At 44.0% G+C, this 23,810-nt stretch carries 25 protein-coding genes and 1 pseudogene; 15 read left to right on the top strand and 11 right to left on the bottom strand.

The annotated features are described in order from the left end of the window. Together waaF and waaA are read left to right on the top strand one after the other, a co-directional pair. Positions 1-1,026: a lipopolysaccharide heptosyltransferase II gene (gene waaF, locus C9J38_RS12895; protein ID WP_107207452.1), complete on the top strand. Its 1,026-nt coding sequence runs from the start codon at positions 1-3 to the stop codon at positions 1,024-1,026. A 12-nt stretch (positions 1,027-1,038) separates the two neighbouring features. Then, a complete protein-coding gene (gene waaA, locus C9J38_RS12890) occupies positions 1,039-2,313 on the top strand; it encodes a lipid IV(A) 3-deoxy-D-manno-octulosonic acid transferase (protein WP_107207451.1) in 1,275 nt (424 codons plus the stop codon). A 41-nt stretch (positions 2,314-2,354) separates the two neighbouring features. On the opposite strand, the gene C9J38_RS12885 is transcribed toward waaA, so the two are convergent. After that, positions 2,355-3,059 carry a 3-deoxy-D-manno-octulosonic acid kinase gene (locus C9J38_RS12885; protein ID WP_107207450.1) on the bottom strand — a complete coding sequence of 235 codons (705 nt, stop codon included), beginning with the start codon at positions 3,057-3,059 and terminating at the stop codon, positions 2,355-2,357. Between the two features lie 89 nt (positions 3,060-3,148). Between C9J38_RS12885 and C9J38_RS12880 the strand changes: the two genes are divergently transcribed. Genes C9J38_RS12880 through coaD form a run of 3 tightly spaced genes read left to right on the top strand, consistent with a single transcriptional unit; the run spans position 3,149 to position 5,482 of the window. Continuing rightward, complete coding sequence (locus C9J38_RS12880; protein ID WP_107207449.1) at positions 3,149-4,207, top strand: glycosyltransferase family 9 protein; 1,059 nt, start codon at positions 3,149-3,151, stop codon at positions 4,205-4,207. A gap of 7 nt (positions 4,208-4,214) precedes the next feature. Further along, positions 4,215-4,991 (top strand): glycosyltransferase family 2 protein, encoded by a 777-nt coding sequence (locus tag C9J38_RS12875; protein WP_107207448.1) that lies wholly within the window; start codon positions 4,215-4,217, stop codon positions 4,989-4,991. A gap of 8 nt (positions 4,992-4,999) precedes the next feature. Continuing rightward, entirely contained in the window at positions 5,000-5,482 is a 483-nt protein-coding gene (gene coaD, locus C9J38_RS12870; protein WP_107207447.1) for a pantetheine-phosphate adenylyltransferase, read from the top strand. Between the two features lie 33 nt (positions 5,483-5,515). Here the strand turns inward: coaD and C9J38_RS12865 are convergent, their stop codons facing one another. From C9J38_RS12865 to radC, 6 genes are all read right to left on the bottom strand, one after another. Beyond that, positions 5,516-6,520 (bottom strand): NAD-dependent epimerase, encoded by a 1,005-nt coding sequence (locus C9J38_RS12865; RefSeq protein WP_107207446.1) that lies wholly within the window; start codon positions 6,518-6,520, stop codon positions 5,516-5,518. Between the two features lie 142 nt (positions 6,521-6,662). Then, positions 6,663-7,472 carry a bifunctional DNA-formamidopyrimidine glycosylase/DNA-(apurinic or apyrimidinic site) lyase gene (gene mutM / locus C9J38_RS12860; protein WP_107207445.1) on the bottom strand — a complete coding sequence of 270 codons (810 nt, stop codon included), beginning with the start codon at positions 7,470-7,472 and terminating at the stop codon, positions 6,663-6,665. A gap of 15 nt (positions 7,473-7,487) precedes the next feature. Beyond that, a complete protein-coding gene (locus C9J38_RS12855; protein WP_107207444.1) occupies positions 7,488-8,006 on the bottom strand; it encodes a hypothetical protein in 519 nt (172 codons plus the stop codon). A 171-nt stretch (positions 8,007-8,177) separates the two neighbouring features. Then, on the bottom strand, positions 8,178-8,345 hold the full coding sequence (gene rpmG, locus C9J38_RS12850) for a 50S ribosomal protein L33 (RefSeq protein WP_005371942.1): 168 nt from the start codon (positions 8,343-8,345) through the stop codon (positions 8,178-8,180). Between the two features lie 13 nt (positions 8,346-8,358). Next, positions 8,359-8,595, bottom strand: coding sequence for a 50S ribosomal protein L28 (gene rpmB, locus C9J38_RS12845; RefSeq protein WP_005371944.1), 237 nt, complete (start codon positions 8,593-8,595; stop codon positions 8,359-8,361). A 172-nt stretch (positions 8,596-8,767) separates the two neighbouring features. Further along, positions 8,768-9,442, bottom strand: a complete 675-nt coding sequence (gene radC, locus C9J38_RS12840; RefSeq protein WP_107207443.1) for a DNA repair protein RadC — start codon at positions 9,440-9,442, stop codon at positions 8,768-8,770. A 233-nt stretch (positions 9,443-9,675) separates the two neighbouring features. On the opposite strand from radC, the gene coaBC reads away from it, so the two are divergent. From coaBC to slmA, 3 genes are all read left to right on the top strand, one after another. Then, positions 9,676-10,890, top strand: a complete 1,215-nt coding sequence (gene coaBC, locus C9J38_RS12835) for a bifunctional phosphopantothenoylcysteine decarboxylase/phosphopantothenate--cysteine ligase CoaBC (protein ID WP_107207442.1) — start codon at positions 9,676-9,678, stop codon at positions 10,888-10,890. Between the two features lie 8 nt (positions 10,891-10,898). Next, positions 10,899-11,354 carry a dUTP diphosphatase gene (dut, locus tag C9J38_RS12830; protein WP_107207441.1) on the top strand — a complete coding sequence of 152 codons (456 nt, stop codon included), beginning with the start codon at positions 10,899-10,901 and terminating at the stop codon, positions 11,352-11,354. Positions 11,355-11,587: 233 nt separating this feature from the next. Next, positions 11,588-12,178 (top strand): nucleoid occlusion factor SlmA, encoded by a 591-nt coding sequence (gene slmA / locus C9J38_RS12825; RefSeq protein WP_005371955.1) that lies wholly within the window; start codon positions 11,588-11,590, stop codon positions 12,176-12,178. 76 nt (positions 12,179-12,254) lie between these two features. Here the strand turns inward: slmA and pyrE are convergent, their stop codons facing one another. Together pyrE and rph are read right to left on the bottom strand one after the other, a co-directional pair. After that, on the bottom strand, positions 12,255-12,896 hold the full coding sequence (pyrE, locus tag C9J38_RS12820; RefSeq protein WP_045083819.1) for an orotate phosphoribosyltransferase: 642 nt from the start codon (positions 12,894-12,896) through the stop codon (positions 12,255-12,257). A 145-nt stretch (positions 12,897-13,041) separates the two neighbouring features. Next, positions 13,042-13,758 carry a ribonuclease PH gene (gene rph, locus C9J38_RS12815; RefSeq protein ID WP_105061152.1) on the bottom strand — a complete coding sequence of 239 codons (717 nt, stop codon included), beginning with the start codon at positions 13,756-13,758 and terminating at the stop codon, positions 13,042-13,044. A 227-nt stretch (positions 13,759-13,985) separates the two neighbouring features. Between rph and C9J38_RS12810 the strand changes: the two genes are divergently transcribed. The 6 genes from C9J38_RS12810 to recG all read left to right on the top strand — a co-directional run bounded on the left by C9J38_RS12810 (position 13,986) and on the right by recG (position 21,049). Further along, complete coding sequence (locus C9J38_RS12810; RefSeq protein WP_107207520.1) at positions 13,986-14,849, top strand: YicC/YloC family endoribonuclease; 864 nt, start codon at positions 13,986-13,988, stop codon at positions 14,847-14,849. A 201-nt stretch (positions 14,850-15,050) separates the two neighbouring features. Next, positions 15,051-15,677, top strand: coding sequence for a guanylate kinase (gene gmk, locus C9J38_RS12805; RefSeq protein ID WP_107207440.1), 627 nt, complete (start codon positions 15,051-15,053; stop codon positions 15,675-15,677). A 51-nt stretch (positions 15,678-15,728) separates the two neighbouring features. Then, positions 15,729-16,004, top strand: a complete 276-nt coding sequence (rpoZ, locus tag C9J38_RS12800) for a DNA-directed RNA polymerase subunit omega (RefSeq protein ID WP_005371960.1) — start codon at positions 15,729-15,731, stop codon at positions 16,002-16,004. Positions 16,005-16,021: 17 nt separating this feature from the next. Next, positions 16,022-18,124: a bifunctional GTP diphosphokinase/guanosine-3',5'-bis pyrophosphate 3'-pyrophosphohydrolase gene (gene spoT / locus C9J38_RS12795; RefSeq protein ID WP_107207439.1), complete on the top strand. Its 2,103-nt coding sequence runs from the start codon at positions 16,022-16,024 to the stop codon at positions 18,122-18,124. 118 nt (positions 18,125-18,242) lie between these two features. After that, positions 18,243-18,968, top strand: a complete 726-nt coding sequence (gene trmH / locus C9J38_RS12790; RefSeq protein ID WP_107207438.1) for a tRNA (guanosine(18)-2'-O)-methyltransferase TrmH — start codon at positions 18,243-18,245, stop codon at positions 18,966-18,968. Next, the gene (gene recG, locus C9J38_RS12785; protein ID WP_107207437.1) at positions 18,968-21,049 is read left to right on the top strand and encodes an ATP-dependent DNA helicase RecG; all 2,082 of its coding nucleotides are present in this window, start codon (positions 18,968-18,970) and stop codon (positions 21,047-21,049) included. The genes trmH and recG overlap by 1 nt, the downstream gene beginning before the upstream one ends. Positions 21,050-21,119: 70 nt before the next feature. Here the strand turns inward: recG and envZ are convergent, their stop codons facing one another. After that, entirely contained in the window at positions 21,120-22,451 is a 1,332-nt protein-coding gene (gene envZ, locus C9J38_RS12780; RefSeq protein WP_107207436.1) for a two-component system sensor histidine kinase EnvZ, read from the bottom strand. 3 nt (positions 22,452-22,454) lie between these two features. Further along, positions 22,455-23,174, bottom strand: coding sequence for a two-component system response regulator OmpR (gene ompR / locus C9J38_RS12775; protein WP_005371969.1), 720 nt, complete (start codon positions 23,172-23,174; stop codon positions 22,455-22,457). Positions 23,175-23,539: 365 nt separating this feature from the next. Between ompR and C9J38_RS12770 the strand changes: the two are divergent. Next, positions 23,540-23,686 (top strand): annotated as a pseudogene (locus C9J38_RS12770) (transcription elongation factor GreB); the annotation flags it as partial. Positions 23,687-23,810: the final 124 nt, after the last annotated feature.

Below are 23,810 nucleotides of genomic sequence, written 5' to 3'. Positions count from 1 at the left end.
GTGAAAATATTAATTATTGGCCCATCATGGGTTGGCGATATGGTAATGTCGCAATGTCTTTATACCGAGCTTAAAAAGCTTCACCCTGACGCTATCATTAATGTGATGGCGCCCGGCTGGTGTAAGCCCGTGCTTGAACGCATGCCTGAGGTCAATCAAGCGATTGAAATGCCGCTTGGCCATGGCGATCTCAATCTGTTTGCTCGCTATCAATTAGGTAAAATTCTTCGCGATGACAACTATGATCATGCGTATGTTTTACCTAATTCAGCCAAATCAGCATTAATCCCCTTATTTGCCAAGATCCCAGTTCGTACCGGCTGGAAAGGTGAGATGCGTTACGGTTTACTTAATGATCTGCGCAATAACAAAAAATCATTCAATTTGATGATTGAACGCTATATTGCACTCGCGCATCCGGCAACGGAAATGACAGGCTCGGGCTGTTTAACTGATATGCCACATCCAAAGCTTACCATCGACGCCACAACTCAAAATGAAGCGATAACTAAATTCGGCTTAAACAAAGAAAGAACCGTGATTGGCTTATGTCCAGGTGCTGAATTTGGTCCAGCAAAACGTTGGCCGGAGCAACATTTTGCAAAAGCTGCCGCAACGCTGATAGAGCAAGGTAACCAAGTATGGTTATTCGGCTCAGCAAAAGATCGTGAAGTGACCGATAAAATAAAAGCCAGCCTGCCGCAGGAAATGCAAACGCATTGCCAAAATCTTGCTGGTAATACGTCTTTAATCGAGGCAATTGATTTACTTGCCGCCTGTAAGACCGTCGTTAGCAATGACTCTGGCCTAATGCATATTTCAGCCGCTGTTGGCTGTAATATCGTGGCGTTATACGGCTCAACATCACCGGGTTATACCCCACCGCTAGCTAAGCATGTTGAAGTATTAAATACCGATATCAGTTGTCGCCCATGCTTTAAGCGCGAGTGTCCATTAGGTCATTTGAAGTGTTTAACAGAGCTGACACCTGATTTAGTGGTTGATGCGATCAATAAGTTGCAATAAGCGTAAGTGAATATGTTACTGAGAATCGTTTATACCTTACTGCTTGCTCTGGCTTCCCCGTTACTTCTGTTTGGACTATACAAACAAAAGCCGGGGAAACCTCGTTTTGGCGAGCGTTGGAAAGAGCACTTTGGTTTTACGCCTGTCGTTAATGGTAAGAAACCTATTTGGATCCATGCCGCATCGGTTGGAGAATCTATTGCCATCACGCCGCTAATCAAAGCGCTAAAAGAGCAATACCCAGCACAAGCTATCGTGGTTACGACAACAACGAGTACTGGCGCCGAGCAAATAGCCAAGCTAGGTGATTTGGTTGAACACCGCTACATGCCGATTGATTTTGCTTGGTGTGTCAGAGGCTTTCTCAAAGCGGTGCAACCTAAACTAATGTTGATTGTTGAAAAAGAACTCTGGCTCAATACGCTAGCAACTGTTAAAAAACAGCAGATTCCAATTGTAATAGCTAATGCTCGCTTATCAGAACGCTCTGCTCAACGTTATCAATCGGCAGCGTTTTTTACCCAACCACTACTCAATAATGTCGATAGCATTCTTTGTCTTCATCAAGACGATGCAAAACGCTTTATCGATATTGGAGCGGCCAAAGAGAAGGTTACGGTAACAGGCTCGATTAAATACGATCTTACTATTACGCCAACGGTCTTTGAGCACGCAGCACAATTACGTTCACAACTGGGTCAAGATCGCCCTGTGTTCATTGCTGCGAGTACTCACAAAGGTGAAGATGAGCAGGTATTTACGGCTTTTAAGACGATATTGCAGCACAACGAAAATGCATTACTCATCATTGTTCCTCGTCACCCTGAACGCTTCAATGATGTTGAAGTGTTGGCAAAAGAGCAATTTCAATTATCTGTTCATCGCCGTACCAATAACACAGAATTTACGCCACAAACCCAAGTATATTTAGCCGATACCATGGGTGAGATGTTATTACTTCTTGCTAGTAGTGATGTTGCGTTTGTCGGGGGAAGTTTGATCGGTGATAAAGTCGGTGGACATAATCTACTCGAACCTGCAGCTGTAGGAAAACCAGCTATAACAGGCCCCAGCTACTACAACTTTATCGATATTACAGAGCAACTACTGCAAGCTGACGCGATAGAGATCTGCCAAGATAGCACAGAGCTAGCAAGGCAAGTGGTTGAGTTATTTGATAACCCAGAACGTCAGCATGTGATGGGAGAAAACGCTAAAAAAGTGGTAGAGCAAAATCAGGGCGCAGTGCAACGCACCATTGATAATATAACTAACTACCTGCATTAAATTCGTAGCGATGAGAGCCCACACTCATCGCTACTTCATCCCTAACCTTGTTGATAGCCATCGCATAACGCTTGCCAATCTTGAGCTTGCCATTGAATATTACGCTTCTTCACTTCTTTGATAAATGAGCGCTCTAAACGGGCTAAGTTATCTTTTTTCCAACTTTCACCCTGTTGCTGATAGCATTTATCAAAGTCAATCAACCAAACTTGCTGCTTCATATCAAGCAAGATGTTGTGGGCATTTAAGTCGGAGTGGCAAACCTGCAGATCATGCATCTTACGGATCATAATACCAATTTGACGCCAAACCGAACTTGGCAAAGATGACTTGATAAGTAGCGCAACGAGATCACGGCTATGAGGAATTTTCTCAACCAAAATATCTGCGCGATAAACACAGCCCTTCTTTTCCGCTTTTGCGGCCACAGGACGAGGAACATTTACCCCACCTTCTCGTAAGACTTTTAGCAGCATCAATTCAGCATAACTCCGGGTCTTATCCCAACCAGTAAACCAATAACTGTCACTCACCAACTTACCAAATAAGCCACCACGACGATAATGACGCAATGCCATTTCCATTTTATCGCCAGCAACGAACCAAGTCGTGCCCCGTCCTTGCGCCGAGCCGACAATTGCATTTTGTTGACGCCAAAAATCAATCTCAAAGCAACAATGCGGATCGACAGTTAAATAATTGTCATCAAACCATATCATTTGCTGTTCATGGCTAATTTTCTGCACTGTTGTCTTTCTCCTATTTATTTTGGTTTATTTTACAATTACCAGCGCTAACTGCATAATTCGCTAACCACTTTTTATTAGGTATCACTATGGCTTTGTTTACCACTGCGCCTCAATCTATCTGTATTTTACGGCTATCCGCTATTGGTGATGTGTGTCATGCGATCGCTGTAGTACAAGCTATCCAAAAACATTGGCCAGAAACCAGTATTACATGGGTAGTGGGCAAAACAGAAGCTCAGCTTGTGGGTACACTGCCTAATGTTAAGGTGGTTAGTTTTGATAAAAAAGCAGGCTGGCAAGGGATCAAGGAAGTTTGGAGTACCTTGAAAGATCAAAAGTTTGATGCCTTACTCGACATGCAAGTAGCGCTACGCGCAAGCCTATTATCTTTAGGAATTAAAGCACGTTATAAAGTTGGCTTTTCACGCCAAAGAGCCAAAGAGGGACAATGGCTCTTTACGAATAGAAAGCTGCCACAAACAAATGCTTCTCATGTACTTGATAACTTTGCTGAGTTTTCTCGCTACATAGGCGTACCTTTTACAACTCCAGATTGGCAGATCCCATTATCAAGTGAAGATATGGCCTTTGCTCAGCAATATACTAACAGACCAACATTGATCATCTCACCGGCTGCTAGTAAAGATGAGCGTAACTGGCTTATAGAGCGCTATGCTGCCGTTGCAGATCATGCCGTTAGCAAAGGATTAAATGTCATCCTATGTGGTTCACCGACACAACGTGAGCAAACGTTAGGTGAGAAGATCATACAACATTGCCATCACCCTATTACTAACCTTATTGGTAAAACAAGCCTGATCCAGTTAACCGCATTACTAAAATACGCAACGGTTGTTATCGCTCCCGACTCAGGTCCAGCCCATTTAGCAACCACACAGGGCACTCCAGTGATCGGTTTGTACGGGCATAGTAATCCAACACGCACAGGCCCTTATCTTAGCCAACAATATGTCGTCAGTGTGTATCAACAATTTGCAGAAAAGCATTATGGCAAACCTGTCTCAGAACTTCCTTGGGGAGCACGAGTGAAAGGCAGTGATATTATGGCTGCAATTTCTGTTGAGGATGTTATCACCCAACTTGATACCATCATCGACCCCTTAACTTTGACCCAATCACAGTGAGAAAACAATGAACCAGCAAAACACCAAACCAAGCCTTGCTGTTGCACTGATTGTCAAAAATGAAGCCAAGCATCTGGCGGCATGTTTAAACTCAGTAAAAGATTGGGTTGATGAGATCGTGATCCTTGATTCTGGCAGTAGCGATACAACAGAAGCCATTGCACGCCAATATACTGATAAATTTTTTGTCAGTCATGATTGGCCTGGTTTTGGTATGCAACGTCAACGTGCTCAACAATATGTTGAGAGCGATTATATTTTATGGCTTGATGCTGACGAACGAGTAACGCCAGAGCTACGTCTATCGATTCAACAAGCTGTCGCAAGCAATCACATCAATACGGTTTATCAAGTTAATAGACTCAGCACAGCATTTGGTAAATTTATTCATCATTCTGGTTGGCATCCAGATTGGATCTCGCGTTTACATCGTCGCAATGAAACCCAATATAATGACGTCAAAGTACATGAGTCTATTGTGATCCCTGCTAATGGCAAAGTCGAAAAACTAACGGGTAATTTAGAACATTACACTTTTGAAGATTTCTTTGAGTTTCAGCGCAAACAACAAAAGTATGCAGAGCTTTGGGCTGAAGAAAAGTTTTTAAAAGGCAAAAAATCATCTATTGCCTCTGCTGTTATCCACTCTATGTTTAGCTTTATTCGAACTTACATTCTTAAAGCTGGGTTTCTAGACGGTAAGCATGGGTTTATTATTGCTTGTATAAACGCCCAATACGTCCTAAATAAATACTTAGGTCTTCACCTAAAGCACAAGAAGTAACGACAATTATGACAACTCGAGTAATTTATCCTGGCACTTTCGATCCTATTACCAACGGTCATTTAGACTTAATTGAGCGTGCAGCTGCAATGTTTGATCATGTGATTGTTGGCGTTGCTTTTAACCCAAGTAAAAAGCCACTGTTTGATCTTAATGAACGCGTAGAACTAGCAGGTAAAATTACCAAACACCTAGATAATGTAGAGATTGTTGGTTTTTCAGGGCTGTTGGTTGATTTTGCTAAAGAGCGCAACGCCAACATTCTAGTCCGTGGTCTGCGTGCAGTATCCGATTTCGAGTATGAATTTCAGCTCGCCAATATGAATCGTCGTTTGATGCCAGAACTAGAAACTGTCTTCTTAACCCCAGCAGAAGAAAATTCCTTCATTTCTTCAACCATTGTTAAAGAAGTCGCATTACACAAAGGGGATGTCAGTCAGTTTGTTGATCCACTCATTACTGAAGCATTATTAGAAAAGTTTGTAAAATAGACATTTAAAAAAAGGCGCTTTATGCGCCTTTCCTTATTTTTTGTAAAACTCGCGATACCAATCAACAAAGGCTTTTACACCTTCTTTGACTTTCACTTCAGGCTTATAGCCCGTCGCTTTAAATAAATCGTCTGTATCTGCGTACGTCATGTAAACATCACCCGGTTGCATGTCCATGAAGTTTTTCTTCGCTTCAATGCCCAATGCCTCTTCCAACGCTTCAATATAATCCATCAGTTTTACAGGGCTGCCGTGACCGATGTTATACACGCAGTATGGGGCAGAGCTGGTTGCTGGTGAGCCAGTTTCTACTGTCCAATCAGCATTGGGCTGTGGGATCACATCCTGAATACGCATCACACCTTCAACTATATCATCGATATAAGTGAAATCGCGGCGCATATCGCCATGGTTATACACATCGATCTCTTTACCTTCCATGATCGCATTGGTGAATTTAAACAATGCCATATCTGGACGCCCCCATGGGCCATAAACAGTAAAGAAGCGTAAGCCCGTCGTTGGAACACCGTAAAGATGCGAATAGGTATGTGCCATCAACTCATTAGATTTTTTAGTTGCAGCATAAAGTGAAATGGGATGGTCAACGCTATCTGCCGTATTAAACGGTGTCTTATGATTTAAGCCATATACTGAGCTTGAAGACGCATAAACCAGATGCTCAACCTTATTATGACGACAACCTTCTAAAATCGTGAGATGTCCCACCAAGTTACTATCAGCATAGGCCAATGGGTTATCAATCGAGTAACGTACGCCTGCTTGTGCCGCTAAGTGGATAACGCGGTTAAATTGCTGCTCTGCAAATAAGTTAGCAATACCCTCACGATCCGCTAAATCTAATTCGATAAAAGTAAAACTTGGATGAGCAATACGAGCTAAACGCGCTTGTTTAAGTGATACATCGTAGTAATCATTAAGATTATCGATACCAATGACTTGATGGCCTTGAGCACATAAACGTTCGGTGATTGCACTACCAATAAAACCAGCAACACCAGTGATGAGATATTTCATTTTTCTATCCTCAATAACGCTTCATTATGCGCTACTCAACCTAAATACTGTGGGCATAATACCATTTTAGATCAATCAACAAAGGTTAATCCCAAACCAACTGACTCAATAATGATGATACCTAGGTTAATTATTATCGAACCTACTTCTGGCAATCACTGCAGAACACTGTCGCGCGTTGACCTATTTTGGCTTCACTTAAGGCCTTACCGCATTTAGGGCAAGGTTTACCTGCCTTGCCATATACCTGCAACTCTTGCGCAAAATATCCTGGTTTTCCGTCTGCGTTTTTAAAATCTTTTAATGTCGTACCGCCCTGTTGAATGGCAAAGGCTAATACCGATTTGATCTCTGCCACCAGCTTCGTCATAAGAGCAAGTGAGATTTTGCCAGCGGCACGTTTAGGGTGAATACCAGCCGCAAACAGAGATTCATTGGCATAAATATTACCCACACCAACAACCACATGATTATCCATAATAAATTGTTTTATTGCTGTCCGTTTTCCCTGTGCTTTTTCATGTAGATATTCTACGTTAAAATCGTCGCTCAGCGGCTCTGGGCCCATTTTCTCAAGCACAGGGTGTGTTACCCCTTTCTCTTCCCATAACCACGCGCCAAAGCGCCTAGGATCGTTATAGCGTAGCACTTCACCACTAGTCAGAACCAAATCAACGTGATCGTGTTTTTCAACCGGGGTTCCGACGGGTAAAACGCGTAAGCTGCCTGACATCCCTAGATGCACAATCGCATAACCGACATCCGTTTCTAGTAACAAGTATTTAGCGCGACGTGTCACCCCACGAATCACTTGCCCTTCTATCGCTTTAATCGCTTCAGGAATAGGCCAGCGCAATCGAGGATTACGGATAATAATTTGTTTTACCGTTTGATCGATGACATGAGGAGATATCCCCATTCGACTCACTTCTACTTCTGGTAATTCAGGCATGACTCAATCTCGTTTTTATTGGTTATTTGATACAGACGTCGGAAACAGATAATCCGCAGCAACAGACACAGCAACCCATTGTTGACCATTATTGAACAACCAAAATTTAGGTAAGGCATAAACTGTTAATCGAATCGGTTCTATTTGTTGCTCCCCCAAAACTTCTATCGTCTGTGGAGGCGGTAACTGTAAACTTAACTTTGATATTGTTGCTTCATCCACCACAGTGCCTTGTAGATGTTGCCAACGTTGTATTAACTCACTGGCTGAAATCGATAACTTAGACGAGCTTTGCCACTGCCCGTTACTTTGCTTAAGCGTAAAACGTGGAAAAACAACCCGCTGAATCAAAAGATCAGGCGAGAGGACAAAAACAGTATTGGGAATATTATTTACTTGCTCGGTTACAGTTTTTGTCACCGCTTCTTTGGGGGTAAATCGTTCGCGAAGTAAATCGGGCAATTTAATTATCGCGATAAAGCACAATACACCAATGATGATAATGTTATTCCAGCCACGTCGAGTTAAGCGCATTCATCCATTCCTGTCTTATCTTAATGAGAATAAAGATAACACTGGTAAGGTCATTGCACCATTGGCAGATAAATAAGTAACAGAAAGGAAGTCAGCGGTGTTAAATAGAAAAGTAATAGATATAAAAAAACCCAGCTAGGCTGGGTTTTTATCAAAGATTGATAAAACCAATTACTTGATTTTAGCTTCTTTGTAAAGCACGTGCTGGCGAACTACTGGATCAAATTTCTTGATCTCAAATTTGCCTGGCATGTTGCGCTTGTTCTTGTCGGTAGTGTAGAAGTGGCCTGTACCAGCAGATGATACTAGACGGATCTTCTCACGAATGCCTTTAGCCATTCTTTAAATCCTCTTAAACGTTCTCGCCGCGAGCACGCATTTCACCAAGAACGACATCAATGCCTTTCTTATCGATGATACGCATGCCTTTCGCAGAAAGGCGTAGTTTAACGAAGCGTTTTTCGCTTTCTACCCAGAAACGATGAGTTTGCAGGTTCGGCAGAAAACGACGCTTGGTGGCATTACGTGCGTGTGAACGGTTGTTACCCGTTACAGGACGCTTACCAGTTACTTGGCATACTCGGGACATTACTGTCTTCTCCAAATCGTTTCAGCTCGATATCTACTGTAGAAATTCACTGTAAAAATAATTTTCACAGATAACCACAGCTATCAAAGGTCGCGCATTATACTAAGTCAAAACCAGTTGCTCAAGTCCCGAGCAGATCCTTTCTCACTTTTTTATCGAAAAATCGGCTATTTTATAGCCAACCACGCTCGGTGAAAGAAACAATCTCTCCATCACCAACAACAAAATGATCCAGAACACGAATATCGACCAAAGCCAGCGAATCACTGATTTTGCGCGTTATTCGACGGTCAGCCTGACTAGGTTCAGCGACGCCTGATGGGTGATTATGCGCTAAAATGAGCGCTGCTGCATTAAGTTCTAGTGATCTTTTTACAACTTCACGTGGATAAACGCTCGCACAATCGATCGTTCCTTCAAATAAAACCTCTCCTGTGATCACTCGGTGCTGGTTATCTAAAAACAGGATATAAAAGGCTTCACGCTGTTTATCACGTAATTTTCTCGCTAAATATCGACGGGTATTTTGCGGGCTTGTGAGGACATCATCTTTTTTTAAAGTTTCTTCTAGATACCGCTCATTCAGTGCTAAAACTGCCTGCAATTGTGCAAATTTTGCCGGTCCCAAACCTTTAACCTGACAAAATATCTGTTTTTCAGCACCAAGCAGTGCTCGAAGAGATCCAAACTCATCCAGTAAATGGGTCGCTAATTCCAGTGCATTCATTCCTTGAGTACCGGTGCGTAAAAAAATGGCTAATAATTCAGCATCGGTTAATGCATCAGAGCCATGAGATAATAATTTTTCTCGCGGTCGCGATGCGGCTGGTAATTGCTTTAATGACATAATCCCTCCCATTGATATGCCACTAGCAAAACAGCCGACACCATTATCACAACCTAACAAGACGCTTTTTTAGAAAACAGTCACAGCGAAAAAGTAATCAATAAAATATTCAGTACTCAAAATGCGAGGCATACAACTTCCCATTCAATTCAGAGTTGATCCGAATCGATGATCAAAAATTACTTTGGTGGTATCTTGTTGCCAATTTATAAGCCCAAGGCACAGGCAGACGAATGCAAACACTGGCAGGAAAAAAAATTCTTCTCGGCATTAGCGGCGGTATCGCTGCTTACAAATGTGCAGAGCTCACCCGACGACTTATTGAACGTGGGGCGCAAGTGCGCATTGTCATGACCACAGCTGCAAAAGAGTTTATAACCCCACTCACCATGCAAGCCGTGTCAGGCCACCCCATTTCAGATAGCTTGCTAGATCCTTCCGCAGAAGCGTCCATGGGTCATATTGAATTAGCTAAATGGGCAGATTTAGTCCTCTTAGCACCTGCGACCGCGGATCTGATTGCTCGAATGAGTGCGGGGATGGGCAATGACTTACTGACAACGCTGTGTCTCGCAACCGATGCACCAATCGCTGTTAGCCCTGCGATGAATCAGCAAATGTACCGCAATATCGCAACACAAGAGAATATTGCCACCTTACAACGTCGCGGCTGCCGTATTTGGGGACCTGCAAGTGGTGAGCAAGCCTGTGGTGATGTAGGCCCTGGTCGTATGCTAGAACCCATGCAACTGGTACATTGCTGCGAAGACTTTTTTCAGCCGCAAGACCTTAGTGGTCTAAATATTGTGGTAACGGCAGGTCCTACACGAGAAGCTATTGATCCTGTACGTTATCTAAGTAACTACAGCTCAGGAAAAATGGGCTACGCCATTGCTCAAGCAGCAGCAAAGCGTGGTGCAAACGTCACCCTAATCAGTGGCCCAGTAAATTTAACCACACCTGATGGTGTAACGCGTATTAATGTCAGTAGTGCCCAAGAGATGCACCAAGCGGCACTTGAACATGCCGTTAATCACCACATTTTTATTGCTTGTGCTGCCGTTGCAGATTTCCGTCCAGCTCATCTCGCAACTCAAAAGATGAAAAAACAAGACGGTAATGATGAGATGGTGATTCAGTTAGTGAAAAACCCTGATATTGTTGCCAGCGTAGCGGCCTTAACAGAAAACCGCCCATTTACGGTCGGGTTTGCAGCAGAGACACAAGATGTTGAGCAATATGCACGTGGTAAACTGGCAAAGAAAAACCTTGATATGATTTGCGCCAACGATGTGTCGGTACAAGACCAAGGCTTTAATAGTGATAACAACGCGCTACACCTTTACTGGTCTAACGGTGATAAAGCACTACCTCTTGCTGCCAAATCAGAGCTTGGGCTGCAATTAGTCAATGAAATTATTAACCTTTACCAACAAGCGAAACAATAGAGCAAAATATGAATAGTATTGATCTGAAGATTCTTGACCCACGAGTTGGCAATGAATTCCCACTCCCAGCGTATGCAACCGAAGGTTCTGCTGGTTTAGATTTACGCGCTTGTTTAGATGAAGCATTAACCGTCGCACCGGGTGAGACCCATCTTGTACCAACAGGTCTTGCGATCCATATTGGCGATTCAAATCTTGCGGCAACTATCCTGCCTCGCTCAGGCCTTGGCCATAAGCACGGCATTGTTTTGGGAAATCTTGTTGGCCTTATCGACTCTGACTACCAAGGTCAATTAATGGTGTCGGTGTGGAACCGAGGTGAAACCACATTTACTATTGAACCAGGTGATCGTATTGCTCAATTGGTTTTCTTACCTGTGGTACAAGCGCAGTTTAATATCGTTGAAAATTTTAATAGCACAGATCGTGGCGAAGGTGGTTTTGGTCATTCAGGCCGTAGCTAATCGCTATTGATGTTAAAAAAGCGTGATCTAATTAGCCATGTATTATCAATTTTGATGATAAAATAAAGGCAACATATTAAAGCAAAGCGCAACCTCTTCAGCTTGCGCTTTTTTTGCGAATAAAAATACGTACATTTCGATTGCGCTACTTTTCACAACGCCAAGGCATCGCTAAGATAGGCGGGTTTCATACTGTCCATGGACAGTCTCATTTTGTAAAGGAACGATAATTCATGGCAGGCACCAAAAAGAACAATCGCCGCGAGGAAATACTTCAGTGCTTAGCGCATATGCTGGAGTCCAACCAAGGCAGTCAACGCATCACGACCAAAATGCTAGCCGCGAATGTTGGAGTTTCAGAAGCTGCACTCTACCGCCACTTCCCAAGCAAAGCGCGTATGTTTGAAGGGTTAATTGAATTTATTGAAGATTCAATTACCACGCGTATTAACCGCATTTTAGATGATGAAAAAGATACACTGAACCGTTTACGTATGGTGATGCAGTTCATCCTCATGTTTGCTGAGCGTAACCCAGGTTTAACTCGTATCATGACTGGCCATGCTCTGATGTTTGAACAAGATCGTCTTCAATCTCGTATTAATCAACTGTTCGAACGTGTTGAATCGCAACTTCGCCAGATCTTAAAAGAGCGTAAAATTCGTGAGGGTAAAGGCTTTCCTGTTGATGAGTCAGTTTTAGCAGCACAACTTCTAGGTCAAGTAGAAGGCAGTTTAAACCGCTATGTTCGCTCTAACTTCAAATACAAGCCAACGGCAAACTTTGATGAATACTGGGAGCTATTAAGTGCGCAATTAGGCTAATACTTAGTTGACGGACACAAAAAAGCGAGAGCCTCAGCCCTCGCTTTTTTATTATCTCTTTTTTCTTAAGCCGTACTTATACACCATACTCGGCACGGTACGCTTTTACCGCTTCAAGATGTTGTTCCATGCCTGCTTGCTCAGAAAGGTAGGTCACCACATCGCCTAGCGAGACAATTGAAATAACCGCACAACCAAAGTCACGTTCAACTTCTTGAATCGCAGATAATTCACCTTGGCCTTTTTCTTGACGATCAATCGCCACTAAAACGCCAGCTAAATCTGCGCCATTCGCTTTAATGATTTCCATTGACTCACGAATCGCCGTACCTGCCGTGATCACATCATCAACTAACATAATACGACCGTCTAGTGCGCTGCCGACTAAATTGCCACCTTCACCATGATTTTTTGCTTCTTTACGGTTAAAGCAATATGGCGTATCAACATCATGGTGATCAGCAAGGGCAACTGCCGTTGTGGTTGCAATCGGGATCCCTTTATACGCTGGGCCAAACAACACATCAAATTCAATCTTGGCATCAACCAAAGCTTCAGCATAAAAACGACCAAGACGTGCTAAATCACGACCGGTATTAAATAAGCCAGCATTAAAGAAGTACGGACTCTTACGACCTGACTTCAATGTGAACTCACCAAATTTTAATACACCTTTCTCTAGGGCAAATTCAATAAACTGACGCTGATATGCTTTCATTGTGTCTCCTTAAACTACTTCTCTGTGTTTTAACAATGTACCTGTTACCTAACACTCATCAGGTAACAACTAAAACCAACAAGTACTCCACTTGATATTCAGTTTTAGCTAAAAAAAAGCGGCTCCCAATAGGAACCGCTTAATATCAATTTGCTAACGCTTGCTTCTGCATCGAAATAATATCGGTTATACCGTCTTTCGCCAGAGCCAGCATTGCCAGTAATTCTTCATGGCTAAAGGCTTCACCCTCGGCAGTACCTTGGATTTCAATCATCTTGCCTTCTTCTGTCATCACCACATTCATGTCGGTTTCAGCCGCTGAATCTTCAAGATATTCCAAATCGCAAATAGGTTCGCCTTTATAGATACCCACAGATACCGCAGCGACCATACCTTTCAGTGGGCTTTTCTTAATCATGCCTTTTTCTAGCATGTAATTAATTGCATCAACCAGTGCCACCATCGCACCGGTAATAGATGCGGTACGTGTGCCACCATCAGCCTGAATAACATCACAGTCAACGGTGATCATCTGCTCGCCTAATACTTTTAAATCAACCGCAGCACGCAAGCTACGTGCAATAAGACGTTGGATTTCCATCGTACGTCCACCTTGCTTGCCACTCGCAGCTTCTCGACGGTTACGCGTATGCGTAGCACGAGGTAACATGCCATATTCAGCCGTCACCCAACCTTGGCCTTTGCCTTTTAACCAGCGCGGAACATTTTCTTCTACACTCGCGGTACAAATAACCTTGGTATTACCAAACTCAACCAGTACTGAACCTTCAGCATGGGCTGTATATTGGCGAGTAATAGTGATTGGACGAACTTGAGTCGCACTTCTTCCGCTTGGACGCATCGGGATTTCCCTTTGGCTGGATGATATTAACCGGCGATTATAGCGATAACTCAATCTCAGTGCACGAGAAAACGATAACGTAAGCTGACAAACAGTAGCCCCTTGAGGCCAATATCGCATATAATCTCAACACCCGGTAACGACGCACCTGTTATGAATAATTAAGACTTATCGTGGGTAACGGTAAGTTAGTCGTCGCACCATTCTCAACTAAAAGGCCAAAAGCCATGATCCATAGTATGACTGCTTATGCCCGTCGCGAAATTAAAGGCGATTGGGGCACTGCTGTGTGGGAGATCCGCTCAGTAAATCAACGTTATCTTGAAACCTACATTCGTATGCCTGAGCAATTCCGTAGCTTAGAGCCAGTATTACGTGAGCGTTTCCGTAAACGTCTTGCTCGCGGTAAAGTGGAATGTAATCTACGTTTTGAAGCCAATATTGCCGCAAACACAGCACTAACCATCAATGAAGCGTTAGCAAAACAAGTTATTACTGCTGCTAAATGGGTAAAAGAAACCGCGGGTGAAGGTAATATCGGCCCATTCCAAGTCCTTAATTGGCCGGGTGTGATGGAAGCGCCAGAGCAAGACTTAGATGCGATTAACAAAGATCTACTGACGGGTTTTGAACTCGCTATGGATGACTTCATTGCCGCACGTGCAAGCGAAGGCGATAACATGAAGCAGCTTATCGACCAACGTCTGGATGCTATTTCGGTTGAAGCAACCAAGGTACGCACTATGATGCCAGAAATCATCAACTGGCAGCGTGAGCGCATTATGTCTCGCCTTGAAGAGGCAAAAGTTGATCTTGATGCGAACCGCATTGAACAAGAGCTGATCATGCTCGCGCAAAAGAGTGATGTCGCAGAAGAGCTTGATCGCCTTGATTCTCACGTGAAAGAAACCCAAAAAATCATCGCAAAAGGTGGCGCATGTGGCCGTCGTTTAGACTTCATGATGCAAGAGTTCAATCGTGAATCTAACACCCTCGCATCAAAATCAATCAACACTGAAGTCACAGCTTCTGCAGTTGAACTTAAAGTCTTGATTGAACAAATGCGCGAACAAATCCAGAATATCGAATAACTCGATAATCGCTCAATCAAGGAAGCCATTGCTTCCTTGGTTGTGGTTGATTAGCTGCTGCAATTATGAAAAACGCATTAAAGCCAACTAGGCTTAAGCTATATCGCACAAAAAGATGAATTTTCCAGCAACTAGCTAATTTCAATTATGCGCAGATCATGATAATCTTCGCGCCCTTCTATCACTGAGTGAAAATAGGCAATGAGCAAAGGTACTCTATACATCGTGTCGGCCCCAAGCGGTGCTGGTAAATCAAGTCTGATTAATGCCCTTCTTGAAACAAACCCGACCTATGACATGAAAGTATCCGTGTCCCACACAACTCGTGGTATGCGCCCGGGTGAAGAACACGGTGTTCATTACAATTTCGTTAGCGTAGAAGAATTTACTGACTTGGTAGAACAAGGTGCATTCCTTGAACATGCAGAAGTATTCGGCAACTACTATGGCACTTCACGCCCATGGATCGAAGAGCAATTAAATAAAGGAATTGATGTATTCCTTGATATCGACTGGCAAGGTGCGCGTCAAATTCGCACACAAATGCCAGCGGCTAAGAGCTTATTCATCCTTCCTCCTTCAAAAGAGGAATTAGAGCGTCGTCTAAATGCGCGCGGTCAAGATAGCGAAGCTGTTATTGAACGTCGTATGCAAGAAGCTCGTTCAGAAATCTCACACTACGATGAGTATGATTATGTTATCGTAAATGATGATTTTGATGTTGCTTTAATCGACTTTAAAGCAATTATTCGTGCTGAACGATTGAAGCAAGACAAACAAGCTGCTAAATATAAGAGCATGTTGTCTGCACTACTAGCAGATCAGTAAGTTATTTTGTACAATTTTCTATTCCTAATTTAATAACCACTGGAGTCCTCCATGGCACGCGTAACCGTTCAAGACGCTGTTGATAAAATTGGCAACCGTTTCGATCTGATCCAAATTGCTGCTCGCCGCGCACGTCAAATGCAAACCGGCGGTAAGGATCCATTGGTTCCTGAAGAAAACGACAAGTACACAGTAATTGCACTTCGTGAAATCGAAGAAGGCCTAATTACTAAAGATATCCTTGATGCTCGTGAGCGTCAGGAACTGCAAGAGCAAGAAGCTGCTGAATTAGCAGCAGTTAGTGCTATTGCTGGCGACCACCGTTAATCAGGGAACCGGGCGAATTGTATCTTTTTGATAGCCTGAAAGAAGTCGCAATCGAGTACCTGCCAGAGCCTCAGCTAGAGGCTCTTAGGCAGGCTTTTCTCGTTGCTCGCGACGCACACGAAGGGCAAACTCGCTCCACTGGCGAGCCTTATATTATCCACCCCGTTGCGGTTGCTCGCATCTTGGCGGAAATGCGTCTCGATATTGAAACGCTCATGGCGGCATTGCTTCATGACGTTATCGAAGATACCGAGGTCACTAAAGAAGATCTCGCCAGCCGTTTTGGCGACACTGTCGCAGAATTGGTCGATGGCGTATCGAAACTCGATAAATTAAAGTTTCGAGATCGAAAAGAAGCACAAGCTGAAAACTTCCGCAAAATGATCATGGCAATGGCGCATGATATTCGCGTAATTTTGATTAAGCTGGCTGACCGTACCCACAATATGCGAACACTCGGTGCCCTTCGCCCCGATAAACGTCGTCGTATTGCCCGCGAAACTCTTGAAATATTCTCTCCTCTAGCCCACCGTCTGGGTATCCATAACATCAAATCTGAACTTGAAGAGCTTGGCTTTGAAGCGTTATACCCAAATCGCTACCGTGTATTAAAGCAAGTGGTAGCTGCGGCGCGTGGTAACCGTAAAGAGATGATCAATAAAATTCACGCTGAAATTGAGGGTCGCCTCAGTGATGCGGGAATTCACGCTACCGTATTAGGCCGTGAGAAAAACTTGTTCTCTATCTATAACAAGATGAAGAACAAAGAGCAGCGTTTCCACTCCATCATGGATATCTATGCTTTCCGTGTACTTGTGAGTGATTTAGATACCTGCTACCGCGTATTAGGACAAGTACATAACCTGTACAAACCCCGTCCTAGCCGCATGAAAGACTACATTGCGATCCCGAAAGCCAATGGCTATCAATCGCTGCATACCTCGCTTGTTGGCCCTCATGGTGTTCCCGTTGAAGTACAGATTCGTACCGAAGACATGGATCAAATGGCAGACAAAGGCGTTGCTGCGCACTGGACCTACAAAGATGGCGAAAGCTCAGGTACTACAGCGCAAGTTAAAGCCCAGCGTTGGATGCAAAGCTTACTTGAACTTCAACAAAGTGCAGGTAGCTCATTTGAATTTATTGAGAACGTAAAATCCGATCTTTTCCCTGATGAGATTTACGTTTTTACCCCGAAAGGCCGTATTGTTGAATTACCTGTTGGCGCAACCGCGGTAGATTTTGCTTACGCCGTGCATACTGATGTCGGTAATGCTTGTGTTGGCTCTCGCGTTGATCGCCAACCTTATCCACTAAGCAAACCACTTAAAAACGGTCAAACCGTTGATATCATTAGTGCTCCTGGCGCTAGACCTAACGCTGCATGGCTTAACTACGTGGTGACATCCCGTGCCCGCACGAAGATCCGCCAAGTGCTGAAAACCATGCGTCGTGACGAGTCGATTACTTTAGGTCGTCGCTTGCTAAACCATGCTCTTGGTGGCACTAATATTGATAATATTGCTAACGAAAATATTACCAAGGTATTGTCTGATCTCAAACTCAGCTCAATGGATGATCTTCTCGCTGAAATCGGCTTAGGTGAAGTGATGAGTGTGGTCATTGCTCGTCGTTTGTTAGGCAATGTCGATGAGCTCACGCCAAAAGAAAATGATCGTCGCTTACCAATTCAAGGCGCTGATGGCATTTTATTAACCTTTGCTAACTGCTGTCATCCGATCCATGGCGATCCAATCATTGCCCATGTTAGTCCAGGGAAAGGTTTAGTAATCCACCGTGAAGAATGTGCCAATGTCCGTGGTTATCGTAAAGAGCCGGATAAGTACATGGCGGTAGAATGGAGTGAAGACTTCGATCAGGAATTTGTTACCAGCTTGAAAGTTGATATGCAAAACCACCAAGGTGCATTAGCCGATCTCACTAACACTATTGCTGCGACAGGCTCGAATATTCAAGGCTTAGCGACGGAAGAAAAAGATGGCCGTTTATACACCATCACCGTTAAGTTAACCACACGTAGCCGCATTCATTTAGCCAACATTATGCGTCGAATTCGTATTATGCCAAATGTCGTACGTGTCGCGCGCCAGAAAAACTAAGCGTTAAGATACGCACAGTTTTCATCATAAAAACGCCCTTTATTGGGCGTTTTGTGTATTTGGCAATAAAGCCTTATTATCATTAACCTATCTCATTTGTTTTCATTAGGTAACCTCCATGACCCCAGATCGTTTTCAACGTATCCACCAAGTATTGGCAACGCGTCAGCCCGATCTGACGGTATGTATGGAAGAAGTCCACAAACCAAATAATGTCTCAGCGATAATCCGCACAGCTGATGCTGTCGGTGTACATAAAGTGCATGCCGTTTGGCCCAAAGAAGGGATGAAAGTATTAAGCCATACTTCGGCTGGTGCGCGTAACTGGGTTGAATTAGATACCCATGATTCTATGGTTGAAGCCGTACAAGCATTAAAAGATCAAGGCATGCAGGTACTGGCTACCAACCTATCTGATACTGCGATTGATTTTCGTGATGTTGATTACACCAAACCAACAGCGATTATTTTAGGCGGAGAGAAAAACGGCATCACAGCTGAAGCGCTAGCGATGGCCGATCAAGATATCATCATTCCAATGGTCGGCATGGTGCAGTCATTAAATGTGTCAGTCGCAAGCGCGTTGATTTTGTACGAAGCACAACGCCAACGTCAAAATGCTGGTATGTATGAGCGTGAAAAAACCTTACTGCCAGATGATGTCGTTAACCGAATCCTATTTGAACGCGGGCATCCTGTTCTTGCTAAAGTCGCACAACAAAAGGGCTTACCTTACCCACAACTCGATGATCAAGGTCAGATTGTTGCTGATGAAGCATGGTGGGCAGCCATGCAAGCGAAGAAAATGAAAAAACGCCAACCCGCAATGGAGAATAACGAGTAATGAGCGGACAACTCCTCAATGCTATTTCGCTAGCTGAACTCTCTGGCGTTGGAGCAAAAATGGCAGAGAAACTGGAAAAGATTGGGCTCCATAATGTCCAAGATTTACTGTTTCACTTACCATTGCGCTATGAGGATCGCACTCGTATTTGGCCTATCAATCGAGCCATGCCAGGGCAACACTTGACCGTTCAAGGTGAAGTCCACCATACCAGTATTACTTTTGGTAAACGTAAAATGCTGGCAGTAAAAATTGGTGACGGCACAGGCTCTGTTACGCTGCGCTTTTTTAATTTCAATGCAGCAATGAAAAATAGCTTTGCTGAAGGTAAACAAGTTAAGGCTTACGGCGAAATCAAAGGCAGTAAATTCGGTCTTGAGATCATTCATCCGGATTACCGTATTTTCTCAGAGCCAACCGAGCTTAGTGTTGAAGAAACCTTAACACCAGTATATCCAACCACTGATGGCTTACGTCAACAGACCCTGCGTAACCTAACCGACCAAGCGCTCAACTTGCTCGATAAGGCAGCGGTGACAGAACTACTGCCTGAAGGTTTATACGACCGTCAAATGACGCTTGCGCAGGCATTACGTGCGATGCATCGTCCAACACCTGATATCTCACTAGATCAATTAGAAGCAGGTAAGCATCCTGCTCAACACCGGTTAATTTTAGAAGAATTGTTGGCGCAAAATTTATCGATGTTGGCATTGCGCAGCAAAGGACAACAACATAGTGCTTGGCCACTTGCCGCGAAAGATTCATTAAAGCAGCAACTGCTCGATAGTCTGCCGTTCACTCCAACAGGTGCGCAGCAACGTGTTGTCGCTGACATTGAAGCCGATCTTATTAAGCCGCAACCAATGATGCGTTTAGTTCAAGGGGATGTTGGCTCAGGTAAAACCTTAGTTGCCGCTCTTGCCGCCCTACGCGCCATCGAACATGGCTTTCAAGTCGCCTTAATGGCACCAACGGAATTACTGGCAGAGCAACATGCCATCAACTTTGCCAACTGGCTTAATCCTATGGGTATTCAGGTTGGTTGGATGGCAGGTAAGTTGAAAGGCAAAGCACGCGAAACGGAACTTGTCCGTATTGCGAGTGGTGAAGTGAAGATGGTGGTCGGCACGCATGCCTTATTCCAAGACCACGTTAAATTTGAAAATTTAGCACTCGTTATCATCGATGAACAACACCGATTTGGTGTCCATCAGCGTTTAGAGCTACGAGAAAAAGGGGCCAATGAGGGTCGCTACCCACATCAGTTAGTCATGACGGCAACCCCGATTCCACGTACTCTTGCCATGACAGCTTATGCCGATATGGATACCTCGGTCATTGATGAACTGCCCCCCGGCCGAACACCGATCCAAACTGTTGCCTTACCCGATGCCCGTCGCCCTGAAATTATCGAGCGTATTCGATCAGCTTGCGTTAATGAAGGACGCCAAGCCTATTGGGTATGTACCTTGATTGATGAATCAGAAGTGTTGGAAGCCCAAGCCGCCTCAGATACTGCCGATGAACTGACGGGTTTACTGCCTGATTTAAAAATTGGTTTAGTACACGGACGAATGAAAGCCGCAGAAAAACAAGCGGTGATGGCAAGTTTCAAAGCTGGTGAGCTGAATTTGTTAGTTGCCACAACCGTGATTGAAGTCGGAGTGGATGTACCCAATGCCAGTTTAATGGTGATTGAAAACCCTGAACGATTAGGCTTAGCGCAGCTCCACCAGCTACGTGGACGTGTCGGTCGAGGAAAAGTAGCGAGTCACTGTGTATTGCTTTATCACGCCCCCCTGTCTAAAACCGCACAAAAGCGTTTAGGGGTATTACGTCAAAGTAGTGATGGTTTCGTGATCGCCCAGCGAGATTTAGAAATTCGTGGCCCAGGTGAACTACTTGGTACTAAACAAACCGGTATTGCTGAATTTAAAGTCGCCGATCTGATCCGTGACCAATACCTGATCCCACAAGTGCAAAAGCTGGCTCGCTATATTCATGACAGTTACCCCGATAGCGCCAAAGCCATCATTGATCGCTGGCTAGGACAACGAGAAAACTACTCAAACGCTTAGTTATTGGTAAAGTACAAATACAACAAAGCCCACATTACCGCGCGGTAATGTGGGCTTTTCATTTGCTGACTTACTTCATTTTATGTAGTGGTAACGTCACTTCAACGCGTAAACCACCTTCGCTGCGGTTACGCACTAAAATAACACCATCATGCTGATCAACAATACGCTTTACAATCGCAAGTCCTAATCCTGTCCCTTCCGCTTCACTACCGCGAGCGGAATCACCACGCGTAAGGGGTTGGAACATCTTAGTGACCTGATCAGGCGCAATACCCGGACCATCATCTTCAACGCAAAACCATACAGATTTACGATCAGCAGAAGCACCACTCGATATCTTCACCCAACCTTTACCGTAGCGTTGTGCGTTCACCACAAGGTTTGCGACAGCACGTTTAAGCGCAACCGCATTAGCGGAAATCATACCGGGGATTTCACCGAGTTGCTGCTCAATAGTTTTACCGTAACTGCCTTCAGTATGCGCAACATCAATCAGCAAGGTATTCAGATCAAGATCTTCTTCTTCCTGCTTTTTAGTCGATTTTAGATAATCCATAAACTGACTAATGATCGCGTTACACTCTTCGGTATCAGTGATCATCGATTCCGCTAAATAACTATCTTCAGGTGACATCATTTCTGTAGCCAGACGAATACGGGTTAATGGTGTACGTAAGTCGTGGCTGACGCCTGCCATTAACAATGCGCGATCGTCTTCTAGCTGTTTAATGCCCTGTGACATCTGATTGAAGGCTTTGGTGACTGAGCGAATTTCAGAGGCACCTTGCTCAGGAAGTTGTGGCGGCGTTTCACCACGTCCCACCATAAGTGCAGCCTGTTCCAATTCCATTAATGGACGGTTTTGGATCCGAATGAATAACCAGCCGCCAGCAATCACAAGAAAGGCAATGATCAGGCTATAGCGAAATAGCGGCGCAAAGTCTTCTTCTTGCAGCTCGGATAACGGGACCCGCATTAAGAAATTCGGCATCGCATCGGTTTTTAGCCACAGCACATAACTGTCAGCACCGAGCAATAAACGCACATCGGTTGGCGAACCAAGATCTTTGGTCATCTGCTCACTGAGATAACCGATATGCATCGCATCATGGAAAGGTTTGGCCGCTTCACTACCAGGCGCGACTAAGGTGAGACCTAACTCTTCTAATAGTTTACGACGAAGAGGACGGTCAAGGTGTACACATTGATCATCCGGCATCACCAATTCATCGTTAAGCATCAATTTTACTTCATAAGATAAAATGCGGTTGAATTGCTGAATACTGGGTAATAAGGCGTAATTAACTATGGTCAGATACGAAAAAATCTGGCTTGCGATAAGCAAGCCAGCTAATAGGATTAACGTTCGACCAAATGTGCTTTTTGGCGATAAACGCATGGCTTACGCCTCGCGACCATCAGGAACGAAGACGTAACCTAAACCCCACACTGTTTGGATATAACGTGGACGGCTTGGATCTTCTTCAACCATACGACGTAAACGTGAGATTTGTACGTCGATAGAACGCTCCATTGCAGAATACTCACGACCACGCGCCATATTCATCAACTTATCACGTGACATCGGCTCACGGGCATTAGTAACCAATGCTTTTAATACCGCAAACTCACCAGACGTTAATGGCATAGGAACATCGCCACGGAACATTTCACGGGTACCTAAGTTTAAACGGAATTCGCCAAATTCAATCATCTTACTATCAACACTCGGTGCGCCCGGTGCTTCAATTGTTTGACGACGTAGTACCGCACGAATACGCGCTAACAGCTCTCGTGGGTTAAACGGTTTAGGCAGATAATCATCAGCGCCCACTTCAAGACCAACAATGCGATCAACCTCATCACCTTTTGCTGTTAGCATCAAAATAGGTAACATGTTATTGGCATTACGTAAGCGACGACAAATTGATAAGCCATCTTCACCTGGTAGCATTAAATCTAACACCATTAGATGAAACGTTTCGCGGGCTAATAGACGATCCATTTGCTCGCCATTTGCCACACTTCGAACCTGAAATCCTTGCTCAGATAAATAACGTTCTAATAGCGCGCGTAAGCGCATGTCATCATCAACAACCAGAATTTTGTAATTTTCTTGCATAATCCACCTTCAGCGGTCGAGGTCTTGAGCTTTTGCCGTAGTGTACGTCAGCTCACTAAACAGACTCAGAATTTCCTGCGTTTTTTTCAGGCAAATATGTAACAGAGTATGTATATTCGTTTTATGCGCCAGATAAGCGCCTGAGTCAATTAAGTAATTATAAAAAAGCTAAAATGAAGTGAAAACTAGGGTTGCACTCTGTTTTATCTTAGTGAAAAGACACCTGCTCTCTGTTATATCTCATCTTTAATTTCTACATAATTTGAAACTTACCGCGACAATTTATTATTGCGCTTATTGACCCATCCGCCTAAGCGTTAGATCATCGCCCCATTCCTCGTTCACGTCATGTTATAAGGATAGCTATGAGAACCAACCTGGTGACGCGTGAAGGTTACAATAAATTAAAAAAAGAACTTGATTTCCTATGGCGTGAAGATCGCCCTGAAGTGACCAAGAAAGTCACTTGGGCTGCCAGTCTGGGTGATAGATCTGAAAATGCCGACTGGCAATTGTAACCACTAAAAATGTACTAATGGCACAATACTACTTGTATATTGGTAACTCATAAATAGTTACCATACTATCAAGGCATACTATTTTAAGGGTTAACTTTCAAAAGTATCGTCCACTCTC

Source organism: Photobacterium sp. GB-210 (genome assembly GCF_003026075.1).
Lineage (GTDB): Bacteria > Pseudomonadota > Gammaproteobacteria > Enterobacterales > Vibrionaceae > Photobacterium.
The sequence above is the reverse complement of the archived record's forward strand: the minus strand, read 5'-3'. Positions and strand labels throughout refer to the sequence as shown.

Bases quoted from the DNA above. Each gene is read 5' to 3' on its own strand.
- waaA (WP_107207451.1), top strand. From the start codon at position 1,039: ATGTTACTGAGAATCGTTTATACCTTACTGCTTGCTCTGGCTTCCCCG.
- C9J38_RS12855 (WP_107207444.1), bottom strand. From the start codon at position 8,006: ATGCGCTTAACTCGACGTGGCTGGAATAACATTATCATCATTGGTGTA.
- mutM (WP_107207445.1), bottom strand. From the start codon at position 7,472: ATGCCTGAATTACCAGAAGTAGAAGTGAGTCGAATGGGGATATCTCCT.
- dut (WP_107207441.1), top strand. From the start codon at position 10,899: ATGAATAGTATTGATCTGAAGATTCTTGACCCACGAGTTGGCAATGAA.
- gmk (WP_107207440.1), top strand. From the start codon at position 15,051: ATGAGCAAAGGTACTCTATACATCGTGTCGGCCCCAAGCGGTGCTGGT.
- rph (WP_105061152.1), bottom strand. From the start codon at position 13,758: ATGCGTCCAAGCGGAAGAAGTGCGACTCAAGTTCGTCCAATCACTATT.
- recG (WP_107207437.1), top strand. From the start codon at position 18,968: ATGAGCGGACAACTCCTCAATGCTATTTCGCTAGCTGAACTCTCTGGC.
- C9J38_RS12810 (WP_107207520.1), top strand. From the start codon at position 13,986: ATGATCCATAGTATGACTGCTTATGCCCGTCGCGAAATTAAAGGCGAT.
- coaBC (WP_107207442.1), top strand. From the start codon at position 9,676: ATGCAAACACTGGCAGGAAAAAAAATTCTTCTCGGCATTAGCGGCGGT.
- C9J38_RS12865 (WP_107207446.1), bottom strand. From the start codon at position 6,520: ATGAAATATCTCATCACTGGTGTTGCTGGTTTTATTGGTAGTGCAATC.
- coaD (WP_107207447.1), top strand. From the start codon at position 5,000: ATGACAACTCGAGTAATTTATCCTGGCACTTTCGATCCTATTACCAAC.
- rpoZ (WP_005371960.1), top strand. From the start codon at position 15,729: ATGGCACGCGTAACCGTTCAAGACGCTGTTGATAAAATTGGCAACCGT.
- radC (WP_107207443.1), bottom strand. From the start codon at position 9,442: ATGTCATTAAAGCAATTACCAGCCGCATCGCGACCGCGAGAAAAATTA.
- trmH (WP_107207438.1), top strand. From the start codon at position 18,243: ATGACCCCAGATCGTTTTCAACGTATCCACCAAGTATTGGCAACGCGT.
- rpmB (WP_005371944.1), bottom strand. From the start codon at position 8,595: ATGTCCCGAGTATGCCAAGTAACTGGTAAGCGTCCTGTAACGGGTAAC.
- rpmG (WP_005371942.1), bottom strand. From the start codon at position 8,345: ATGGCTAAAGGCATTCGTGAGAAGATCCGTCTAGTATCATCTGCTGGT.
- C9J38_RS12880 (WP_107207449.1), top strand. From the start codon at position 3,149: ATGGCTTTGTTTACCACTGCGCCTCAATCTATCTGTATTTTACGGCTA.
- pyrE (WP_045083819.1), bottom strand. From the start codon at position 12,896: ATGAAAGCATATCAGCGTCAGTTTATTGAATTTGCCCTAGAGAAAGGT.
- C9J38_RS12875 (WP_107207448.1), top strand. From the start codon at position 4,215: ATGAACCAGCAAAACACCAAACCAAGCCTTGCTGTTGCACTGATTGTC.
- ompR (WP_005371969.1), bottom strand. From the start codon at position 23,174: ATGCAAGAAAATTACAAAATTCTGGTTGTTGATGATGACATGCGCTTA.
- slmA (WP_005371955.1), top strand. From the start codon at position 11,588: ATGGCAGGCACCAAAAAGAACAATCGCCGCGAGGAAATACTTCAGTGC.
- envZ (WP_107207436.1), bottom strand. From the start codon at position 22,451: ATGCGTTTATCGCCAAAAAGCACATTTGGTCGAACGTTAATCCTATTA.